The 18,031-nt window shown below is 63.3% G+C and carries 16 protein-coding genes and 1 tRNA gene; 6 read left to right on the forward strand and 11 right to left on the reverse strand.

Translation table 11 applies throughout. The features are described 5' to 3' along the window. Positions 1–22 precede the first annotated feature (22 nt). The gene (locus tag GXY33_16750; GenBank protein NLX06788.1) at positions 23–2,005 is read left to right on the forward strand and encodes a 6-bladed beta-propeller; all 1,983 of its coding nucleotides are present in this window, start codon (positions 23–25) and stop codon (positions 2,003–2,005) included. Here GXY33_16750 and GXY33_16755 read toward each other — a convergent pair. The 11 genes from GXY33_16755 to GXY33_16805 form a co-directional block, all read right to left on the reverse strand. After that, entirely contained in the window at positions 2,002–2,934 is a 933-nt protein-coding gene (locus GXY33_16755) for a hypothetical protein (protein ID NLX06789.1), read from the reverse strand. The genes GXY33_16750 and GXY33_16755 overlap by 4 nt on opposite strands. A 325-nt stretch (positions 2,935–3,259) precedes the next feature. Then, positions 3,260–4,675 carry a replicative DNA helicase gene (gene dnaB, locus GXY33_16760; protein ID NLX06790.1) on the reverse strand — a complete coding sequence of 472 codons (1,416 nt, stop codon included), beginning with the start codon at positions 4,673–4,675 and terminating at the stop codon, positions 3,260–3,262. Further along, positions 4,653–5,177 carry a 50S ribosomal protein L9 gene (locus GXY33_16765; protein NLX06791.1) on the reverse strand — a complete coding sequence of 175 codons (525 nt, stop codon included), beginning with the start codon at positions 5,175–5,177 and terminating at the stop codon, positions 4,653–4,655. The genes dnaB and GXY33_16765 overlap by 23 nt, the downstream gene beginning before the upstream one ends. A 70-nt stretch (positions 5,178–5,247) precedes the next feature. Then, on the reverse strand, positions 5,248–5,481 hold the full coding sequence (locus tag GXY33_16770; GenBank protein NLX06792.1) for a 30S ribosomal protein S18: 234 nt from the start codon (positions 5,479–5,481) through the stop codon (positions 5,248–5,250). Positions 5,482–5,562: 81 nt separating this feature from the next. Then, a complete protein-coding gene (gene ssb, locus GXY33_16775; protein NLX06793.1) occupies positions 5,563–6,069 on the reverse strand; it encodes a single-stranded DNA-binding protein in 507 nt (168 codons plus the stop codon). Positions 6,070–6,122: 53 nt separating this feature from the next. Beyond that, on the reverse strand, positions 6,123–6,635 hold the full coding sequence (rpsF, locus tag GXY33_16780) for a 30S ribosomal protein S6 (GenBank protein ID NLX06794.1): 513 nt from the start codon (positions 6,633–6,635) through the stop codon (positions 6,123–6,125). A 33-nt stretch (positions 6,636–6,668) separates the two neighbouring features. After that, the gene (locus GXY33_16785; GenBank protein NLX06795.1) at positions 6,669–7,262 is read right to left on the reverse strand and encodes an aminoacyl-tRNA hydrolase; all 594 of its coding nucleotides are present in this window, start codon (positions 7,260–7,262) and stop codon (positions 6,669–6,671) included. 59 nt (positions 7,263–7,321) lie between these two features. Further along, the gene (locus GXY33_16790) at positions 7,322–7,972 is read right to left on the reverse strand and encodes a 50S ribosomal protein L25 (protein NLX06796.1); all 651 of its coding nucleotides are present in this window, start codon (positions 7,970–7,972) and stop codon (positions 7,322–7,324) included. A gap of 14 nt (positions 7,973–7,986) precedes the next feature. Continuing rightward, positions 7,987–8,931, reverse strand: a complete 945-nt coding sequence (locus GXY33_16795; GenBank protein ID NLX06797.1) for a ribose-phosphate pyrophosphokinase — start codon at positions 8,929–8,931, stop codon at positions 7,987–7,989. Between the two features lie 14 nt (positions 8,932–8,945). After that, entirely contained in the window at positions 8,946–10,253 is a 1,308-nt protein-coding gene (locus tag GXY33_16800; protein NLX06798.1) for an NTP transferase domain-containing protein, read from the reverse strand. Positions 10,254–10,302: 49 nt separating this feature from the next. Next, positions 10,303–10,374: transfer RNA gene (locus GXY33_16805), tRNA-Gln, on the reverse strand. Between the two features lie 321 nt (positions 10,375–10,695). Between GXY33_16805 and GXY33_16810 the strand changes: the two genes are divergently transcribed. From GXY33_16810 to GXY33_16830, 5 genes are all read left to right on the forward strand, one after another. Beyond that, on the forward strand, positions 10,696–11,160 hold the full coding sequence (locus tag GXY33_16810; GenBank protein NLX06799.1) for a transcriptional repressor: 465 nt from the start codon (positions 10,696–10,698) through the stop codon (positions 11,158–11,160). Positions 11,161–11,215: 55 nt separating this feature from the next. Then, positions 11,216–13,411, forward strand: a complete 2,196-nt coding sequence (gene katG, locus GXY33_16815; GenBank protein NLX06800.1) for a catalase/peroxidase HPI — start codon at positions 11,216–11,218, stop codon at positions 13,409–13,411. Positions 13,412–13,505: 94 nt separating this feature from the next. After that, the gene (locus tag GXY33_16820) at positions 13,506–14,915 is read left to right on the forward strand and encodes a cytochrome B6 (GenBank protein NLX06801.1); all 1,410 of its coding nucleotides are present in this window, start codon (positions 13,506–13,508) and stop codon (positions 14,913–14,915) included. Between the two features lie 48 nt (positions 14,916–14,963). Next, the gene (locus GXY33_16825; GenBank protein NLX06802.1) at positions 14,964–15,638 is read left to right on the forward strand and encodes a peroxiredoxin; all 675 of its coding nucleotides are present in this window, start codon (positions 14,964–14,966) and stop codon (positions 15,636–15,638) included. Between the two features lie 10 nt (positions 15,639–15,648). Next, positions 15,649–18,018, forward strand: coding sequence for a hypothetical protein (locus tag GXY33_16830; protein NLX06803.1), 2,370 nt, complete (start codon positions 15,649–15,651; stop codon positions 18,016–18,018). Positions 18,019–18,031: the final 13 nt, after the last annotated feature.

Genomic DNA, 18,031 nt, shown 5'->3' on the forward strand with positions numbered 1-18,031 from the left:
CGTTTTTGGGAGCAGGCACGGCATGAATCGCGGTTTGTATCTCGCAGCGGTCGCGTTGGTTGGTGCGGTCTGGTGTATCGGCGGCTGCGAGAATCCGTATCTGTACACGGGCATTCAGAAGGAGCAGGTGGCGGCGCTGACGGTGAGTCCGGCGGGCGGGACGGTATTTACGGATCAGGTTGAGGTGGTGCTGGCGACGCAGACGGAAGGTGCGAGGATCCGGTACACGACGGACGGGGTGACGATGCCGGGTCCGGACAGCGCCGTGTACGACGAGCCGATCGTTTTGACGGAGACGACGACGATCATCGCCCGCGGGTACAAGGACGAGTTGATGCCGACGCCGGCGGTGACGCTCAAGTACATCCGCGAGGCGGTCGGCCAGGCGGCGGCGCCGACGTTCAGTCCGGAAGCGAGGGGATTCGGCGACACGCTTGAGGTGACGCTATCGACGGCGACGGCAGGGGCGACGATTTACTACACGACGGACGGGAGCACGCCGGACGCCGATTCCGAGGAGTACGATTCGGCGATCCTGCTGAACGCGACGACGACGATCTCGGCGATCGCGATGTTGGACGGGATGAGCGACAGCGAGGTGGCGACGGCGACGTACACGCTGAACGAACTGGACGACGTGGCGGATCCGACGTTCGATCCGGCGGGCGGGCCGTTCCGCGAGTCCGTGTCGGTGGCGCTTGGGTGCGCGACCGACGGCGCGGCGATCCGCTACACGCTTGACGGGAGCGATCCGAACGCGAGCAGCGCGGAGTACGCGGAGGCGATCGAGCTGACGGCGACGACGACGATCAAGGCGGCGGCGTTCAAGGACGGGATGAACCCCAGCGATATTGTTTCGCAGACGTATACGCGCAACGACATCGAGCAGGCAGAGACGCCGGAGATCACGCCGGTCTTGACGGATTTCACCGACACGGTGGAGGTGACGATGTCGGTGGAGACGCTGGATACGGTGATCCGGTACACGCTGGACGGGTCGGATCCGGGCGAGGCGAGCACGGAGTACACGGCGCCGATCACGCTGAGCGCCACGACGACGATCAAGGCGCGGGCGTTTTTGGAGGGGGCGGATCCGAGCGAGGTGGCGAGCCGGACGTATACGAAGCTGGCGATACCGGAGTACGAGTTCGTGCTGACGTGGGGCAGCCGCGGAGAGGGGCTTGAGCCGGCGGACGGGGAGTTCGGGATTATCGAGGACGTGACGCTGGGCCCGGACGAGGACGAGATCTACGTAACCGACGCGCTGACCAGCCGCATCCAGGTTTTCGACCCGCAAGGGACGTTCCTGCGGAAGTGGGGGGCGGTTGGCGAGGGACCTGGGCAGTTCGTAACCGCGTGGGGCATTGCGGTGGATTCGACCAGCCAGGTTTACGTGGCGGACGGCGGCAACAAGCGTGTTCAGAAGTTCAGTTCGACCGGGTCGTTTCTGGACCAGTGGCGCGAGTTTGGCGGCGATCCGGGGGTGTTCGCCACGCCGACGGGGGTGGACATCGATTCGGAAGGGAACATTTACGTCGCCGACCAGGGCGGCATGATTCACAAGTTTGACAGCCAGATGCAGTTTGTGACGCAATGGGGCGGCAAGGGGGCGGCTGAGGGCGAGTTCGATATGCCGGGCAACATGGCGTTCGATTCGGCGGGCAACGTGTACGTTCCGGACCGGAATAACCACCGCGTTCAGAAGTTCAGCAGCGACGGGGAGTTTCTGGCGGCGTGGGGTACGGAGGGTTCGGCGGCGGAGCAGTTCAATGAGCCATCGGCGGCGGCTGTCGACTCGGAGGGGCGGGTCTACGTGGTGGACTCGAAGAACCACCGGGTTCAGGTTTTCGCGGCGAGCGGCGTTTACCTGACGTCATTTGGGACCGAAGGGGATGGCGACGGTGAATTCGACGATCCTGAGAGCATCGCGATCGACTCGGACGACATCCTCTACATCACCGACAGCGGGAATGCGCGGGTGCAGAAGTTCCGCGTGGCGCGTTAGTCGACGTCGGAGAGGGTTCCGTCGCCGGAGGCGTGGGGTGGTTTTTCGATTTCGGTGATCATCTGTCCGCGTCGCCAGACTCGCACGGTGCCGGTGGACTGGCTGACGGTGACGGCGATGCAGTGGGTGGAGGCGGTGATTCCGGCGGCGGCGGCGTGTCTCGCGGCGAGGCCCTGTTGGAGCGGGGAGCCGGTTTTGAGGCCCTTGAGGTAGGTTCCTGCGGAGATAATGACTCCATTGCCCTTGAGGATGAAGGCGCCGTCGAGGGTGGCGTAGCTTTTGACGGTTTCGCGGACATTCTCGTCGAGGACGTTGCGTTCGGCTTCGAGGTATCCCTTGAAGGGGTTGAGGATGATCTGCTGGCAGTATTCATCGACGTTGTGATGGTCGCCGAGGACGAAGAGGGCGCCGACGGCTTTGCCTTCGCGTCCCTCGGCTGCGAGTTCGAGGGCGATTCGGAGGACGCGTTCGAAGACGGCTCGTTTGATGTGTTCGGTGAGTCGTGGCTGATCGACGGTCTGGAACATTTCCCACTCGTCTCCGACGCTCATAACGACGATGGTGTCGAGGCGTCGGTGTGCGGGTCCGGCGAGGAAGACGAGTTGATCGCCGGTTTCGAGGAGTCGCTGGCTGAAGGCGATGAGGGTGGCGGTTTTGATCTGTCCCATTCGGGTGAGGGTGACGGGCGGGACGGTGATGCTGTGGAATCCGAGGGCGGAGGCGACCTGGGCTCCGGTGCGGTCTCGGACGACGAGGATGAGGTCGGCTTGGCCCGCGTCGAGGTTTCTGAGGGCGTCGACGTCGACGACGGCGTCGAGGTAGGCGAGCAGAGCTCGGGCGTGGAGGGACCTGGCGACGTCGGCGGCTGCGCGAAGCATTTCCGCGGCGACCTGCCGGTCGGAGTCCCTATTGGCGTCGGGTTCGTTCATCCGATGCACTCCGATGGGGTTATGTCGGTCAGACCCCGGTCAATTGTAACCGCGGCGTGGCGGTGACGCCAGTTCTGGTCGTGTCGGAGGTGTTCTTTGAAGATTGTACGGAGGGCGCGGAGGACGCGGAAAGAGAAGAACGGGAGAATGGACGTGCCGAATAACAGAATGTCGGAAGGGTTTGGCGGCTGGTGGGAGGGGTGGAGGGGACGGGAGATGGTGCGTCGCGATGACGCACTCCACGCGATTTTGCGGGAATGACACATAATGAGACGGTCTGCGATCATGGCCCGAATGATGCGGTCGCGGGTCGTGCGAGGGGGGGTTAGAAGGGGGCGTCTCCGGCGCCGGGCGGGACGTAGCCTTCGGCTTCGGAGATGGCGATGTGGGCGAGGTTGTTGAATCGGGTGAATTTTTTGGCGAACTGTAGCTGGACGGAGCCGACGGGGCCGTTACGCTGTTTGGCGATGATGATTTCGGCGATTCCCATGGAGTCGTCGGTAACCTCGCTGCCGGTGTCGCGGTAGTAGTCTTCGCGGTGGAGGAGGACGATGAGGTCGGCTTCCTGTTCGATGCTGCCGCTTTCGCGGAGGTCGCTCATTCGGGGCCGGTGGCTTTCGCGGCCCTCGACGCCGCGGTTGAGCTGGGCGAGAGCGACGACGGGGACGTTGAGTTCGCGGGCGAGGGCCTTGAGGCCGCGTGAGACCATGCCGATTTCCTGCTGTCGGGATTCGGCTCCGGGCGAGCTCATGAGCTGGAGGTAGTCGACGAAGACGATCTCGACGTCCTCGCGCAGCTTGAGGAGTCGCGACTTGGCCCGCATTTCGAGGACGCTCATCCCGGGCGTGTCGTCGATGAAGAGTGGGGAGTCGCGGAGGACGTCGCAGGCGGTGTGGAGTTTGGCGATTTCCTGGTCGTTGAGCATGCCGCGTCGCATGCGGTGGGAGTCGACCTGAGCGCGCGCGCAGAGCATACGCTGGACGACCTGCTGCTTGGACATTTCGAGGGAGAAGAAGACGGAGGGTTTTCCTTCGACGGCGGCGACGTGCTCGGCGACGTTGAGTCCGAAGGCGGTCTTGCCCATGGAGGGGCGTGCGGCGATGATGATCAGCTCGCCCTTCTGGAAGCCGCTGGTCAGGTCGTCGAGTTCGGTGAAGCCGGTGGCCAGACCGGTGAGTCCACCGTCGCGTTCCTCGAGCTGTTTGAAGGTTTCGTCGAGGAACTGCTGGAGGTGTTCGGGACCGGAACTGATCCGGTCCTGGGTGATGTCGAAGATTCGTTTTTCGGCGTTGTCGAGGAGTTCCTGAGTGGCGAGGGCGTCGGTGTAGGTTTCCTGGAGGGTGTCGTTGCAGGCCTGGATGAGGCGGCGGAGCATGAAGGTGTCGCGGACGATTTTGCCGTAGTATTCGACGTTGGCGGCGGAGGGGACGGAGGAGAGGAGCTGGGCGATGAACTGTGGTCCTCCGACCTGGTCGAGGGCGCCCATGCGTTTGAGTTCGCGTCGTAGGACGACGGGGTCGGACGGCTGGCCCTCCTGATAGAGACTGACCAGAGCCCGGAAGATGATCCGGTGCTCTGGTCTGAAAAAGCAGTCTTCCTTGAGGATGGGGATGACCAGACCGACCGCTTCCTTGGCCAGCATCATGGCCCCGAGGACGCTCATTTCAGCGCTGAGCGAATGGGGGACCTGACGGTCGGCCAGGGGTCCGATCTGGTCGCTATTGGTCGGATTCTTCGGCATGGCTCTCCGGAGACGATTCGGCTGATTCGCCGGTCTGCTCGCCTTCTTCCTCGGTCTTTTCCGGAGCCACCCAGACGACGACGTTGGCTTCGACGTTTTCGGCCAGCCGCACGAGAACGGTGTACTTATCGACGACCTTGAGGTGCTCGTCGAGCCGGATGCTCCGTTCGTCGATAGTATACCCTTCGGAGGCGATGGCGTCAGCAATTTCTTTGGGTCCGACGGAGCCGAAGAGGTGGCCCTGCTCGTTGGCGCGGGAGACGATGGTGACTTCGAGGCCTTCGAGTTTCTCGGCGAGGGCCTTCTTTTCGGCCAGTTCCTTAGCGCGTCGGGCCTCGGCTTCCTTCTTGGCCTGTTCGATGCTCCTGAGATTGGCGGGGGTGGGCTCCATGGCCAGGCCCTGCGGGATGAGGTAGTTGCGGGCGTATCCTTCCTTGACCTCGACCACGTCGCCGACGTAACCGAGGGAGGGAACGTCCGTACGAAGCAACAGCTTACGCATGTTAGTACTCCTGTGAATAATCTTGTATCATCCGGTTCTGCCGTCCGGTCGGGTTGCGGTATGGTCGGCGTCAGCTTCCGACGTAGCCCATAAGGGCGAGGAACCGCGCCCGCTTGACCGCCTGGGCGACCTGCCGCTGGTGCTTGGCGCAGTTGCCGGAGCGTTTGCGGCTGTAAAGTTTGCCCTGGTTGGTGACGAGCTTCTGTAGGATGTGGACATCCTTGTAGTCGATCTGCGCGGTCTTGTCGCGGCAGAAGCGGCACTTGACGATCTCTCTGAACTTGCTTTTCCTATCTCTTGCCATGGTAATCTCCGATCAGGATGTTTTATTCATACCTTTATGGTCATCGCCGGTGCGCCGGTCACGAGACGTCGGCTTCGGCGGTCAAAACGGAATGTCATCCTCCGACGGTGGACGATTGGCGTCGTCCTGGTCGCCGTAGGGGGCCTGTGGTTCGTCCTTTGGGGGCCGTGCCGGCTGGGACGGCGCGGGACGTCGGGATTGTCGCGGCGGGGCCTGGGACTCCTCGCCGTAGGCGGGGGAGTCGCCCTGGGCTGCGCCTGGAGCTCCGACGAACTGGAAGTTCTCGACGACCACGATGTGCTTGCTGCGTTTGCTGCCGTCCTGGGCCTGCCACTGCTGGAACTGGAGTCGGCCCTCGACGAGGATGGGCTTGCCCTTGTTCATGTAGTGGTTGATGACCTCGGCCTGTTTGCCGAAGGCGCGGCAGTCGACGAAGCAGGTGTCTTCGCGGCGTTGTCCGTCCTGTCCGGTCCAGTTTCGGTTGACGGCGAGGCCGAAATCCACGACGGGCGTCTGCGAGGGCAGATAGCTCAGTTGCGGATCGCGGGTCAGGTTGCCCATCAGGATCACTTTATTGAAATTTGCCATGATATCCTCCCATTGGCCCAACCGTTAGCGGGGCCACAGGCGTTCGCGGGCCGCTACTCGTTGGTTTCAGCGGGGGCCTGCTCCTGGGCTTCCGACCTCCGGAAGGAGGGTCTTTCGTCGCGCCGATCATCGCGTCGATCGTCACGGCGATCGTCGCGTCGCGGGCCGTAGGGTCGGCGACGGCGGTCGCCATCGTCTTCCTCGCCGAAGGCGGGCAGCCGGATGGCCTGGAGGCCCGGGCCGGCGGCCAGTTCGGCGATCTGCTCTTCGGTGAGTTGCTCCTGGCGGGTGATCAGGGCGCGGACGAGGCCTTCGGAGAGTCGCACGTCGCGTTCCATGCCTTCGATCTGGGTTGGTGAGGCCTTGAAGAAGGCCAGGACGTAGACGCCGCGTTTTCGGCCCTTGATTTCGTAGGCCAGGCGGCGGTCGTCCCATTTTTTGCAGTAGAGCATCTCGGCTGAGGCGCGGTCCATGATCCGCTTGATTTCCTGTTCGAGTTGCTCCCACTCGGCGGCCAGTTTGGTGTCCGCCAGAAACATACCTTCGTAAAGCCGTTTAACTTCCAAGACTCAGTCTCCTTAAAATGGCTGTTTTGCGTGCTATGATGTCGGCTTGGTTTCGGTATCCTCTTCGGTACGGTTGAACCGGTCCATCGCCCTCGGGAAGCCGTCTCGGATCGCGACTTCGATGGCGTCGGCGGCGTCGCGGATCGCCTTTTCGACCAGGTCGCGTTCCTCGGCGAAGAATTTGGCGAGGACATACTCGGCTGGGTCGATCATGGGGGGCGGCGAGCCGATTCCGCAGCGGAGTCGCGGGACCTGGTCGGTTCCGAGGCGGCTGAGGACGTCGGTGAGGCCTTTGTGTCCGCCCCCGGAGCCGCGGACCCGGAGTCGCAGTCGTCCGACGGGCAGGTCGAGGTCGTCGAGGACGACGAGGATCTGGCCCGGTTCGAGCTTGTAGAAGTTGACCGCGTCGATGACGGCCTGGCCCGAGCGGTTCATGAAGGTGGCTGGTTTGAGCAGCGCGACCTTGCGGCCGGCGAACGCTCCGGAGCCGAAACGCCCGTGGAACTTGCTGGTGTCGGTGGCGATGGCCCAGCGGCGGGCGAGCTCGTTGACCACCATGAAGCCGAAGTTGTGCCGGGTTCCGGCATATTCGGGTCCGGGGTTTCCGAGGCCCACGATCAGGGTCATGTTGTCCGGGTTGGCGTCGTGCAACGGTCAGCAACCTTTCACGATGGAGACGCGGGGGGCTATTCGCCCGCTTCGCCTTCTTCCTCTTCCTTGCCGCGTCCGATGACTTCGGGTTCGGCGCCGGCCTCGGCGGCGGCCCCTTCGACAGCGGTCACTTCCTCGGCGACGACGGTGACGGCGGCGATGACGGTTTCCGGTTCGGAGACCAGGGCGGCGCCTTCGGGCAGCTTGACGTCGGCGGCCTTGAGGGTATCGCCGACCTTCAGGTCGTTGACGCGGACGCGGATTTCTTCGGGAATGTCGGTGACGACGCAACTGATTTCCAGTTCAGCGGTCGGCTGCTGGAGGGTGCCGCCTTCGCTGACGCCGGCGGGCGTGCCGCGGAGAATGACGGGTACGGCGACGGTGACGCGTTCGGAGAGGTCGACGCGGGTGAAGTCGACGTGGACCGGATTGGTGCCGAGCGAATCGTACTGGACGTCCTTGATGAGGACGGTCTCGGGCGCGGCGTCGGCCATCTGGAGTTCGAGCAGGTGGACGCCGTGATGGATGTGGTGGAGGAACTCGTGCTGCGGGACCGCGACGGGGACACTGTCCTTGCGGTGTCCGTAGATGACACCGGGGAGCAGGCCTTCGCGGCGGCACCTTCGGCTGCCCTTGGTGCCGACTTCCTGTCTGATCTTCGTTTGTAATGGAACCGCCTTGGCCATGGATAACCTCCGTATCAGGTTAAAAACAGACTGCTTACCGATTCGTCTCTATGGATTCGTCTCATGGCTTCACCGAGAAGCTCAGAGACGGTCAGGATGGTCAGGTTTTGGAGTTCGCGTGCGGCGTCGGGTTTGAGGGGGATGGTGTCGGTGGCGACGAGGCGGTCGATGGGGGCGTTTTTGAGCCGTTCGACGGCTGGGCCGCAGAGGACCGGGTGGGTGACGGCGACGCAGACGTACTTGGCGCCCTGGTCCTTGCAGAGTTTGGCGGCGTTGCAGACGGTACCGGCGGTGGCGATCAGGTCGTCGACCATGAGGACGGAGCGGCCCTTGACGTTGCCGATGATGTTTTCGGTGACGATGTCGGAGCCGCTGACGCGTCGTTTGTCGATGATGGCCAGATCGGTTTCGAATCGCTGGGCGTAGGCGCGTGCGCGTTTGACGTTGCCGACGTCGGGCGAGACGAGGACGGGGTCTTCGAGGTTCAGTTTTTTGAGGTAGTAGGATATAACCGGTTCGGCGGCCAGATGATCGACGGGCAGGTCGAAGAAGCCCTGGACCTGAGCGGCGTGGAGGTCCATGGCGAGGACGCGGTCGGCGCCGGCGGTGGTGATGAGGTTGGCGACGAGCTTGGCGGTGATGGGGACTCGGCCCTCGTCCTTGCGGTCCTGGCGGGCGTAGCCGAAGTAGGGGAGGACGGCGGTGATTCGGTTGGCTGAGGCGCGACGGACGCAGTCGATGAAGATGAGGAGTTCGGTGAGGTTGTGGTTGACGGGGTCACAGGTGCTCTGGATGACGAAGACGTCGCAGCCGCGGACGTCCTCGTCGATTTTGACCATGAGTTCGCCATCGGGAAACGAGATGATCTTGCAGGCGCCGAGCTGGACGCCGAGGTAATCGACGATTTTCTCGGCGAGGCTGGGGTTGGAGGTTCCGGCAAATACCTTCATCGTGTCCATGGTGGCGTCTTTCGTTAGGTTTTTGATATTCCGCGTTTGGATTTTTTCGCCGGTTCGGGCGGTTGTTCGCCGAGGGAGTTGGTGGCGTTGTTGCGGACGACGGTGCCCGGCTGGATGCTCGATCGCGGTTTGACGCGGACGGGGGCGACGAGGACGGCTCCGGAGCCGATGAACGTGTGGTCGCCGATTTCGGTCGGGTGGACTTCGCGGCCGTCGTAGTTGGCGAAGATGGTTCCGGCTCCGACGTTGACCTGCCGGCCGATCTGGGCGTCGCCGATGTAGGTGTGGTGTCGGGCTCGGGTTCCCTGTCCAAGTCGGGAGTTTTTGATCTCGGCGAAGACGCCGAAGACGACGTCGTCGTCGAGGACGGTGCCTTCGCGGACGAAGGCGAAGGGTCCGACGTGGCAATTGCGGCCGACGCGGACCTTGCCGTGGATGTAGGTGAACGGGTGGATGACGGAGTCCTTGCCGATTTCGGCGCGGGCGTCGATCCAGGTGTTGGCGGGATCGACGATGGTGACTCCCCTGTTCATCAGTTCGGCCTGGATGCGGTCCTGCATGAGCTTGCTGACGACGGCGAGCTGCCGGCGGGAGTTGATGGAGAGGACGTCTTCGGCGTTGACGGCGGTGATGGCGATGGCCCGCTTGCCGCTCTGGATGACGATCTGGAGGGCGTCGGTGAGGTAGTATTCGTTTTTGACGTTGTTGGGGGTGATTCGGTCGAGTGCGTCGAGGAGGGTTCGGCAGTCGAAGCAGTAGTAGCTTGGGTTGATTTCGCGGATCCGGAGTTGTTCGGGGGTGCAGTCGGCGTGTTCGACGATTCCCTGAAGGTTGCCGTAGCTGTCGCGGGCGATTCGGCCGTAGCCGGAGGGGTCGTCGAGGACGGCGGTGGCGAGGGTGGCGACGGAGTGCTCCTGGTTGTGCTTGTCGAGGAGTTCGTTGAGGGTTTGCGGGCGGAGCAGGGGGCCGTCGCCGCAGACGACGACGCAGTCGCCGTCGAAATCTTCGAGGTGTTTTCGGCAGCAGAGGACGGCGTGGCCGGTGCCTTTTTGTTCGGCCTGGTGGACCCAGGTGATGCCCTTGTCACCGTTGAATCGCTCGATGACGGTGTCTTTGCCGTATCCGACGACGACGAAGAGTCGTTCGATGCCGGCCCCGCGGCAGGCGTCGATGACGTATTCGAGCATGGGCCGGCCGCAGACCTCGTGGAGGACCTTTGGCATGTCCGTGTTCATACGGGTGCTCTGGCCGGCGGCGAGGATGATTCCGACGGCTGGTCTCCGCGGCGTCTTACCGGGTTTGGCCTTCGCTTTCGCTGCCATAGGCGGTAGCTTCCTGGATATAAAATAAGTATTACCGATAAAAGGACAACTACCCGGCCAGGACTCGAACCTGGAATGGCAGGACCAAAACCTGCTGTGTTTCCAATTACACCACCGGGTAGAATCCCGTTGACCGTATGTCCTTTTGCGCTGCAGTACGAGCTGCGGGTGCAAGCCGCGGCAGCGGACCTGTCCGGAGGCCTGAGCTCAGCGCCGCGTACGCCGGAGCCCATCGCCGAGATCCACTCGGCACGCCCCTTGCGGAATCAGGTAATTCCCAAGCAGGATACTATATCCTGGTGGGGCAGGGGTGTCAATGCGAAAAACACAGGCTCACGAAACTAGCTGGGGGCTCTGCGGGAAAAGGGTTGACGTTCAGGGGGTTGGCGGTATACTTCTAAATCGTAGGCTTTACGAAATCGTATGGGGGCCGATTGTGGGCTTGTCCAAGGCGGATATTGAGCATCGGATCGAAGCCTTTGTGGGGTATTGCCGCGCGCGGGGGCTTAAGGTGACTCACCAGCGGACGGAGATTTTTCGGGAGGTGGTGGGCAGCGAGTCGCATCCGGACGCGGAGACGGTGTATCAGGCGGTGCGTAGTCGGATTCGGTCGATTTCGCGGGATACGGTGTACCGGACTCTGGCGGCTTTGGAGGGTGAGGGGTTCATTCGCCGGGCGGGGGCGCTGGACGGGGCGGCGCGGTACGACGCCAATACGGAGCGGCATCATCATTTTGTCTGCACGGTGTGCGGGGCGATCAAGGACTTTTCCAGCGCGGTGTTGGACGATCTGCCGATCCCGGAGTCCGTCCAGAGCTTTGGTCGGGTGGAGTCGTCACAGGTGCAGGTTCGCGGGGTTTGTTCGGCGTGTGAGGAACGGCAGGGCGAGAAGGTCCGGCCGGTTTAGTGGATAGCGATAGTTCGCTGTACAGATTCGAAGCTGAAAGGAAAGGAGATTGGGGATGAGTCAGGACAGCAAGTGCCCGGTAACCGGCATGGGGGTCAAGCCCATCGGCGGGAGCGGTCGGTCGAATCGGGATTGGTGGCCGAATCAGGTGAATCTGAGGGTACTCCACCAGCACTCGTCGAAGAGCAATCCGATGGGCGGGGATTTCAACTACGCTGAGGAGTTCAAGAAGCTGGACCTGGCGGCGGTGAAAAAGGATCTGTACGCGTTGATGACGGATTCACAGGATTGGTGGCCGGCGGACTGGGGCCATTACGGGCCGCTGTTCATCCGGATGGCGTGGCACAGCGCGGGGACGTACCGGATGGGCGATGGACGGGGTGGTGCGGGGTCGGGATCGCAGCGGTTGGCGCCTTTGAACAGTTGGCCGGACAATGTGAATCTGGACAAGGCGCGTCGGCTGCTGTGGCCGATCAAGCAGAAGTACGGGCGGAGGATTTCGTGGGCGGACCTGATGGTGTTGGCGGGCAACTGCGCGCTGGAGTCGATGGGGTTTAAGACGTTTGGTTTCGGCGGCGGGCGGCAGGACGTGTGGGAGCCGGAGGAGGATATCTATTGGGGGGCTGAGGCGGAGTGGCTCGGCGACAAGCGTTACACGGGCGAGCGGGATCTGGAGAATCCGCTGGCGGCGGTGCAGATGGGGCTGATCTACGTGAATCCGGAAGGGCCGAACGGCAAACCGGATCCGGTGGCTTCGGGCCGCGACGTTCGGGAGACGTTTGCGCGGATGGCGATGAACGACGAGGAGACGGTGGCGCTGGTGGCGGGGGGGCATACGTTCGGCAAGTGCCATGGGGCGGGTTCGGCGACGCACGTGGGACCGGAGCCGGAGGCGGCGCCGATCGAGGAGCAAGGGCTCGGCTGGAAAAGCAGTTTTCGCAGCGGGAAGGGGGGCGATGCGATCGGCAGCGGGATCGAAGGGGCGTGGAAGCCGAACCCGACGAAGTGGGATTCCGGTTATCTGAAGGTGCTGTTCAAGTACGAGTGGGAGCTGGTCAAGAGTCCGGCGGGCGCGCATCAGTGGCTGGCGAAGGACGTGGCGGAGGAGGACATGGTGGTCGACGCTCACGACCGGTCGAAGAAGCACCGGCCGATGATGACGACGGCGGACCTGTCGCTGCGGTTGGATCCGATCTACGAGCCGATCGCGCGGCGGTACATGGAGAATCCGGGTGAATTCGCGGACGCATTCGCGCGGGCGTGGTTCAAGCTGACGCACCGGGACATGGGCCCTCGTTCGCGGTATCTGGGTCCGGAGGTTCCGGCGGAAGAGTTGATCTGGCAGGATCCGGTGCCGGCGGTGGATCATGCGCTGATCGACGCGAAGGACATCGCGGACCTCAAGGGGCGGATTCAGGCCTCCGGTTTGTCGGTATCGGAACTGGTTTGGACGGCGTGGGCGTCGGCTTCGACGTTTCGCGGCTCGGACAAGCGTGGCGGGGCGAACGGGTCGCGGATACGCCTGTCGCCGCAGAAGGATTGGGAGGTGAACGAGCCGGAGCGGTTGAAGAAGGTGCTGGCAGCCCTTGAGGAGGTCCAGAAGTCGTTCAACGGGGGGCAATCGGGCGGGAAGAAGGTATCGCTGGCCGACCTGATCGTTCTGGGCGGCTGCGCGGGCGTGGAGGAAGCGGCGAAGCGTGCCGGTTACACGGTGACGGTGCCGTTTGCGCCAGGACGGACGGATGCGACGCCGGAGCAGACGGATTCGGCGTCGTTTGCGGTGCTGGAACCGGCGGCTGACGGGTTCCGGAACTACCAGAAGGCCAAGTACGCCGTAACGGCGGAGGAACTGCTGGTGGATCGGGCGCAACTGCTGACGCTGACGGCGCCTGAGATGACGGTGTTGGTCGGCGGGCTGCGGGTTTTGAACGCCAATTACGGGCAGTCGCGACACGGCGTCTTGACGGATCGGCCGGAGTCGCTGACGAATGATTTCTTCGTGAATCTGCTCGATATGGGCACGGCGTGGAGGGCGACCTCGAAAGACGCGGACGTGTTCGAGGGTCGCGATCAGTCGACGGGTGAGCTGAAGTGGACGGGCACCCGGGTGGACCTGGTCTTCGGTTCGAATTCGCAGCTTCGGGCCATTGCGGAGGTCTACGGCTGCGCGGACTCTCAGGAGAAGTTCGTGCGTGACTTTGTGGCGGCTTGGGAGAAGGTGATGAACCTTGACCGGTTCGACCTGGCGTGATTGCCACAGGACATTTTCGCGGACATCTGACGTGGAGGCAAGAACCTGAAGCCTTTGTAGGGTAACGGGAGATCTTATTGAAAGGAGAGTTCCCATGAGGCGAAGCAGTATGGTAATGCTCTCGATGCTGGCGTGTACAGTTTTTGGGGTCGGCGGGGCGGGATTGCTCGCGCAGGACGAGATGACGGCGGCGTCACCGCCGTCGAGTTACTCGCCGGTGGTGGCCAAGGAGTCGTTCGAGCAGACGATGGCCCGGATGTCGGCGGCCAAGGACGGGATCATGGCCCGTCACATGGAGTTGCTGAGGGATCGCTACGATCTGTCGGACCGGGCGGCGGAGGGCGTGGCGATGTCGGGAGGCAAGGCGGTTCAGGAAGGGGTTCGGGTCCGGCTGGCGGACGGGGTGAGTTGGCATCAGCTTGCGGCGATGAGTCCGGAGGAGATTCGGGAGCAAGGTTTGTGGCCGGCGGGTTTTTATCCTCTGCCGCACCCGAATCATCCGGAGGGCGGGATGGTTTTTCCGCAGTCGCACATCGACGAGCTCAAGCGGCAGACGGATCGCGACCTGACGCGGTTCGACCTGGACTTCGACCTGCCGGACCATCTGTTGCCTGATTTTCCGCCGGCGATCTACCTGACGACTCGTCCGGATTTGGGCGATGTGTCGAAGGGGCGGGTGATCACGAGCGACAACTTCCACGCGATATTCAACGGCATTTTGAATCCCAAGCAGCTTGAAGGGTTGCGGCTGCTGGTGACTCCGTTCCCGCAGCAGCAGTTCAACGGGACGGAGGACCGGCGTTCGTCGCGTCCGAGCCTGGGCGTGACGTGTTTCGACTGCCACGTGAACGGCCACTCGAACGGGACGACGCACCTGGTGGGGGACATTCGGCCGCAGGAGTTTCGGCACCGGCTGGACACGCCGACGCTTCGGGGGGTGAACGTACAGCGGCTTTTCGGTTCGCAGCGTGGGCTCAAGAGCGTGGAGGACTTCACGGAGTTCGAGCAGCGGGCGGCGTATTTTGACGGCGATCACGTCATGGCGGCCAAGAAGGGGGTCAACGTTCTGGAGCGTGGGAGCCAGGTTCACTTCATGGGTGAGTTCATGAACATCCTCGACTTCCCGCCGGCCCCGAAGCTGGATCTCTACGGCAAGCTGGACCCGTCGAAGGCGACGGAGCAGGAGCTCTTGGGCCAGGAGGTGTTTTTCGGCAAGGGCCAGTGCGCGACGTGCCACGCCGCTCCGTACTACACGGACAATCTGATGCACAATTTGCGGGCGGAGCGGTTCTTTGAGCCGAAGATGATCAACGGGCGGATGGCGTCGTCGGACGGCCCGATCAAGACGTTTCCGCTTCGCGGGATCAAGGACTCGCCGCCGTATTTGCATGACGGGCGATTGCTGACCCTTGAGGACACGGTGGAGTTTTTCAACCTGATCCAGCAGTTGAATCTGACGGACCAGGAGAAACAGGCACTGGTTGCATTCATGCGGACGCTGTGACCGCCGGGCGACAGGCGAGAGGAAAAGACCATATGAAAGGAGGCTACGATGTGCGATGAACAGAGACTTCCGTTGATCGGTGAGAAGGCGCCGTCGTTTGAGGCGGAGACGACGCAAGGGCCGATCAAGTTTCCGGAGGACTTTGCGGGCAAGTGGGTGGTGTTCTTTTCGCATCCGGCGGATTTCACGCCGGTGTGCACGACGGAGTTCATGACGTTCGCGACGATGCAGCCGGAGTTCGAGAAGCTCAACTGCAAGCTGCTGGGGTTGAGCATCGACAGCACGTACAGCCACATCGCGTGGCTGAGGACGATCAAGGAGAAGATTGAGTATAAGGGCATGAAGGGCGTGGAGGTGAACTTCCCGGTGATCAGCGACCTGACGATGGAGGTGTCGAAGGCGTTCGGCATGCTCCAGCCGGCGGCGAGCAGCACGCAGGCGGTGCGGGCGGTGTTTATCATCGACCCGGAGAGCGTGGTGCGTGCGATTTTGTACTATCCGCTGTCGAACGGGCGAAACATGGAGGAGATCAAGCGGCTGCTGGTGGCGATGCAGCTTTCGGACTCGCAGAAGGTGGCGACGCCGGCGAACTGGCAGCCGGGTGACGAGGTGATCGTACCGCCGCCGGGATCGTGCGGGACGGCGAAGGAGCGGGTGGAGAAACCGGCGTCTGACACGCGGGTGCTGGACTGGTTCATGGTGCTCAAGAAGTGTCCGAAGTAGCCAGGCTGGGATGTCACAGACGGGCGAAAAGCGGGACGTGATTCTCCGCCAGCCGGTGGAGAAGTCCGACGAGGGTCTGCCGATCGGCAACGGCCGGATGGGGACCCTCGTCTGGACTGCCCCGGAGCGTGTGGAGTTTCAGGTCAACCGGGCGGACGTGTTCGCGGCGAATCGCGGTCACGGTTTGGATCAGGCTGCGCCGATGAGCAGCGGCGAGACGACGGCGGACTATTGCGGGGCGTGCGCGAGGGTTCGGGTCGCGTTGGGCGGCGAGGTGTTTTGCGGGGAGGATTTTGAGCAGCGGCTTTCGATGGTCGATGCGGAGGTGGGCGTTTTCGGCAGGGCGGTGGCGGTACGGTGTTTTGTCTCGGCGGAGCGGGACCTGCTGGTGATCGAGGTGGATGACCGGCGGCAGGCGAGCGCGGGTCTGACGGTTGAGCTTTCGGCGTGGGGTCCGCTTGAGGTTTGCAGCGGCGGGCATGTGGCCCGGTGGCGTTTGACTGAGCGTGACGGCTGTGCGCTGGTGCTGCGGTCGTTTGAGGAAGGGGGGTACTACTGCGGGTCGGCGGTTGGCGCGATGGTCGAAGGCGGTAGTATTGAGGTTGTGGGCGATGGCGGCATGCGGCTGGCCAAAGCGTCAGGAGGCAAGTCGCTGATTGTGGTTGCCAGTGCCGGTTCGAGGTCGCGGGAGGCCGATTTGACCGCCACTGTGGTTGATCTGCTTGGCGAGGTTCGAGGCCGGTCGTACGATGAGCTTCAGATCGACCATCGGCGCTGGTGGTCGGCGTTCTGGTCGCGAAGCGAGGTTTCGATCGCCAGCGAGGATCCGGCGGCCAGGCGGCTCGAACACCTCCGCGATCTGCACCTGTACCATCTGGGGAGCACGTCGCGCGGGCCGGTTCCGCCGAAGTGGAACGGTTCGCTGTTTGTGACGGAGGGGGACGTGCGTTCGTGGGGTTCGCAGTATTGGGTGTGGACGACGGAGAGTTTGTACTTTCCGCTCTACGCGGCTGATCTGATCGAGCTGACGGAGCCGTTTTTCCGTATGTACGGCGATCAGCTTGAGGCGTGCCGAGCGGCGGCGCGTCAGCGGTGGGGGGTTGGGGGGGCGTTTTTTCCGGAGACCAACGCGTTCGACGGGCCGACGGTCTTGCCGGATGGGGCGGGCTGCGAGTTTCAGGAGGCATACCTGGGCCGCAAGCCGGTGGCGGCGTTGTCGAGCGAGACGAAGGAGCTTTGCCGGTTCGACAGCAGCCTTCGGACGGTCGCGTGGCCGGCGGCGCAGGCGGAAGGGCGGTTTTCGTGGATCAGCCATCTGGTGTCGTCCGGGTGCGAGGTGGCTATTCAGGCCTGGTGGCGATATCGGTACACGGGCGATGTGGATTGGCTTGGGCGTGTTGCGTATCCGCTGTTGCGTGAGACGGTGGAGTTTTATCGCGGGTTGGTTCGTGAGGGCGCGGACGGCCGGCTGCATGTTTGCGGCACGAACGTGCACGAGGCGTTCTGGGGCGTGGATGACGGGATCATGGATCTGGCGGCCATTCGGGGTGTGGCGCCGCTGGCGATCCGCGTGGCGGAGATGCTCGATACCGATCGCGATCTTCGGGCGGGCTGGCGGGATTTGCTGGAGCGAGTGGCGCCGTATCCGATGGGTTGCGATGCGGAGTCGCAGGCGATCGAAGGCGGCGCGTTGGCCGAGGACGTGTGGTCGGTCGGGCATCTTGGGGCGGTTTGCGTGAACAAGCTCTGCGAGGACGTGTGGCTCACGCCGGTGTTTCCGTTTGAGGATTGGACGCTGGAGACCGACGATCCGGAGACGGCGCGGATCGTGCGGAAATTGGTTTCCCTCGCTCCGAGGCTCAAATCCATTCTGGAGGGCGAACACTCCAATACCGCCGACCGCACGCCGGTCGCGGTGGCGCGGGCGGGGTTGGGCGAGTTTCTACCTGAGGTGCTGGCCCGGTACGATGCGGCATTTTCGCCAATGGCGAACGGGATGAGCCGGTTTGAAGGGCATCAGGCGATGTCGGTTGAGCCGCTGGGGATTATTACGACGGCGTTGCAGGAGGGGTTGCTGCAGAGCGTGTCGCGGCGTCCGGGCGAGTTGGAGGCGATTCGCGTGTTCGCGGCGTGGCCGAGGCGGTGGGATGCGTCGTTTCGGCTGTTGGCGCGGGGCGGTTTTGTGGTGCGTTCCTCGATCAGCGCGGGACGGGTGGAGTTTGTTGAGATCGAGTCGCGGCTGGGCGGGACGTGCCGGGTTCGCTTGCCGTGGGAGGCGTATCGGTTTGAGGGCCAGGCGGAGGGCGAGGTCCGCTGCCGCGGCGGGTTGGTCGAGTTTGAGACTCGGCGAGGCGGACGGTATCGGCTTGCGCCGGCGTAGAGGCGGCCGATGA

It is taken from the genome of Phycisphaerae bacterium (genome assembly GCA_012729815.1).
GTDB lineage: Bacteria > Planctomycetota > Phycisphaerae > JAAYCJ01 > JAAYCJ01 > JAAYCJ01.

Coding starts and splice junctions, on each gene's coding strand:
- GXY33_16750 (NLX06788.1), top strand. CDS start 23: ATGAATCGCGGTTTGTATCTCGCAGCGGTCGCGTTGGTTGGTGCGGTC.
- GXY33_16755 (NLX06789.1), bottom strand. CDS start 2,934: ATGAACGAACCCGACGCCAATAGGGACTCCGACCGGCAGGTCGCCGCG.
- dnaB (NLX06790.1), bottom strand. CDS start 4,675: ATGCCGAAGAATCCGACCAATAGCGACCAGATCGGACCCCTGGCCGAC.
- GXY33_16765 (NLX06791.1), bottom strand. CDS start 5,177: ATGCGTAAGCTGTTGCTTCGTACGGACGTTCCCTCCCTCGGTTACGTC.
- GXY33_16770 (NLX06792.1), bottom strand. CDS start 5,481: ATGGCAAGAGATAGGAAAAGCAAGTTCAGAGAGATCGTCAAGTGCCGC.
- ssb (NLX06793.1), bottom strand. CDS start 6,069: ATGGCAAATTTCAATAAAGTGATCCTGATGGGCAACCTGACCCGCGAT.
- GXY33_16785 (NLX06795.1), bottom strand. CDS start 7,262: ATGACCCTGATCGTGGGCCTCGGAAACCCCGGACCCGAATATGCCGGA.
- GXY33_16790 (NLX06796.1), bottom strand. CDS start 7,972: ATGGCCAAGGCGGTTCCATTACAAACGAAGATCAGACAGGAAGTCGGC.
- GXY33_16795 (NLX06797.1), bottom strand. CDS start 8,931: ATGGACACGATGAAGGTATTTGCCGGAACCTCCAACCCCAGCCTCGCC.
- GXY33_16800 (NLX06798.1), bottom strand. CDS start 10,253: ATGGCAGCGAAAGCGAAGGCCAAACCCGGTAAGACGCCGCGGAGACCA.
- katG (NLX06800.1), top strand. CDS start 11,216: ATGAGTCAGGACAGCAAGTGCCCGGTAACCGGCATGGGGGTCAAGCCC.
- GXY33_16820 (NLX06801.1), top strand. CDS start 13,506: ATGAGGCGAAGCAGTATGGTAATGCTCTCGATGCTGGCGTGTACAGTT.
- GXY33_16825 (NLX06802.1), top strand. CDS start 14,964: ATGTGCGATGAACAGAGACTTCCGTTGATCGGTGAGAAGGCGCCGTCG.
- GXY33_16830 (NLX06803.1), top strand. CDS start 15,649: ATGTCACAGACGGGCGAAAAGCGGGACGTGATTCTCCGCCAGCCGGTG.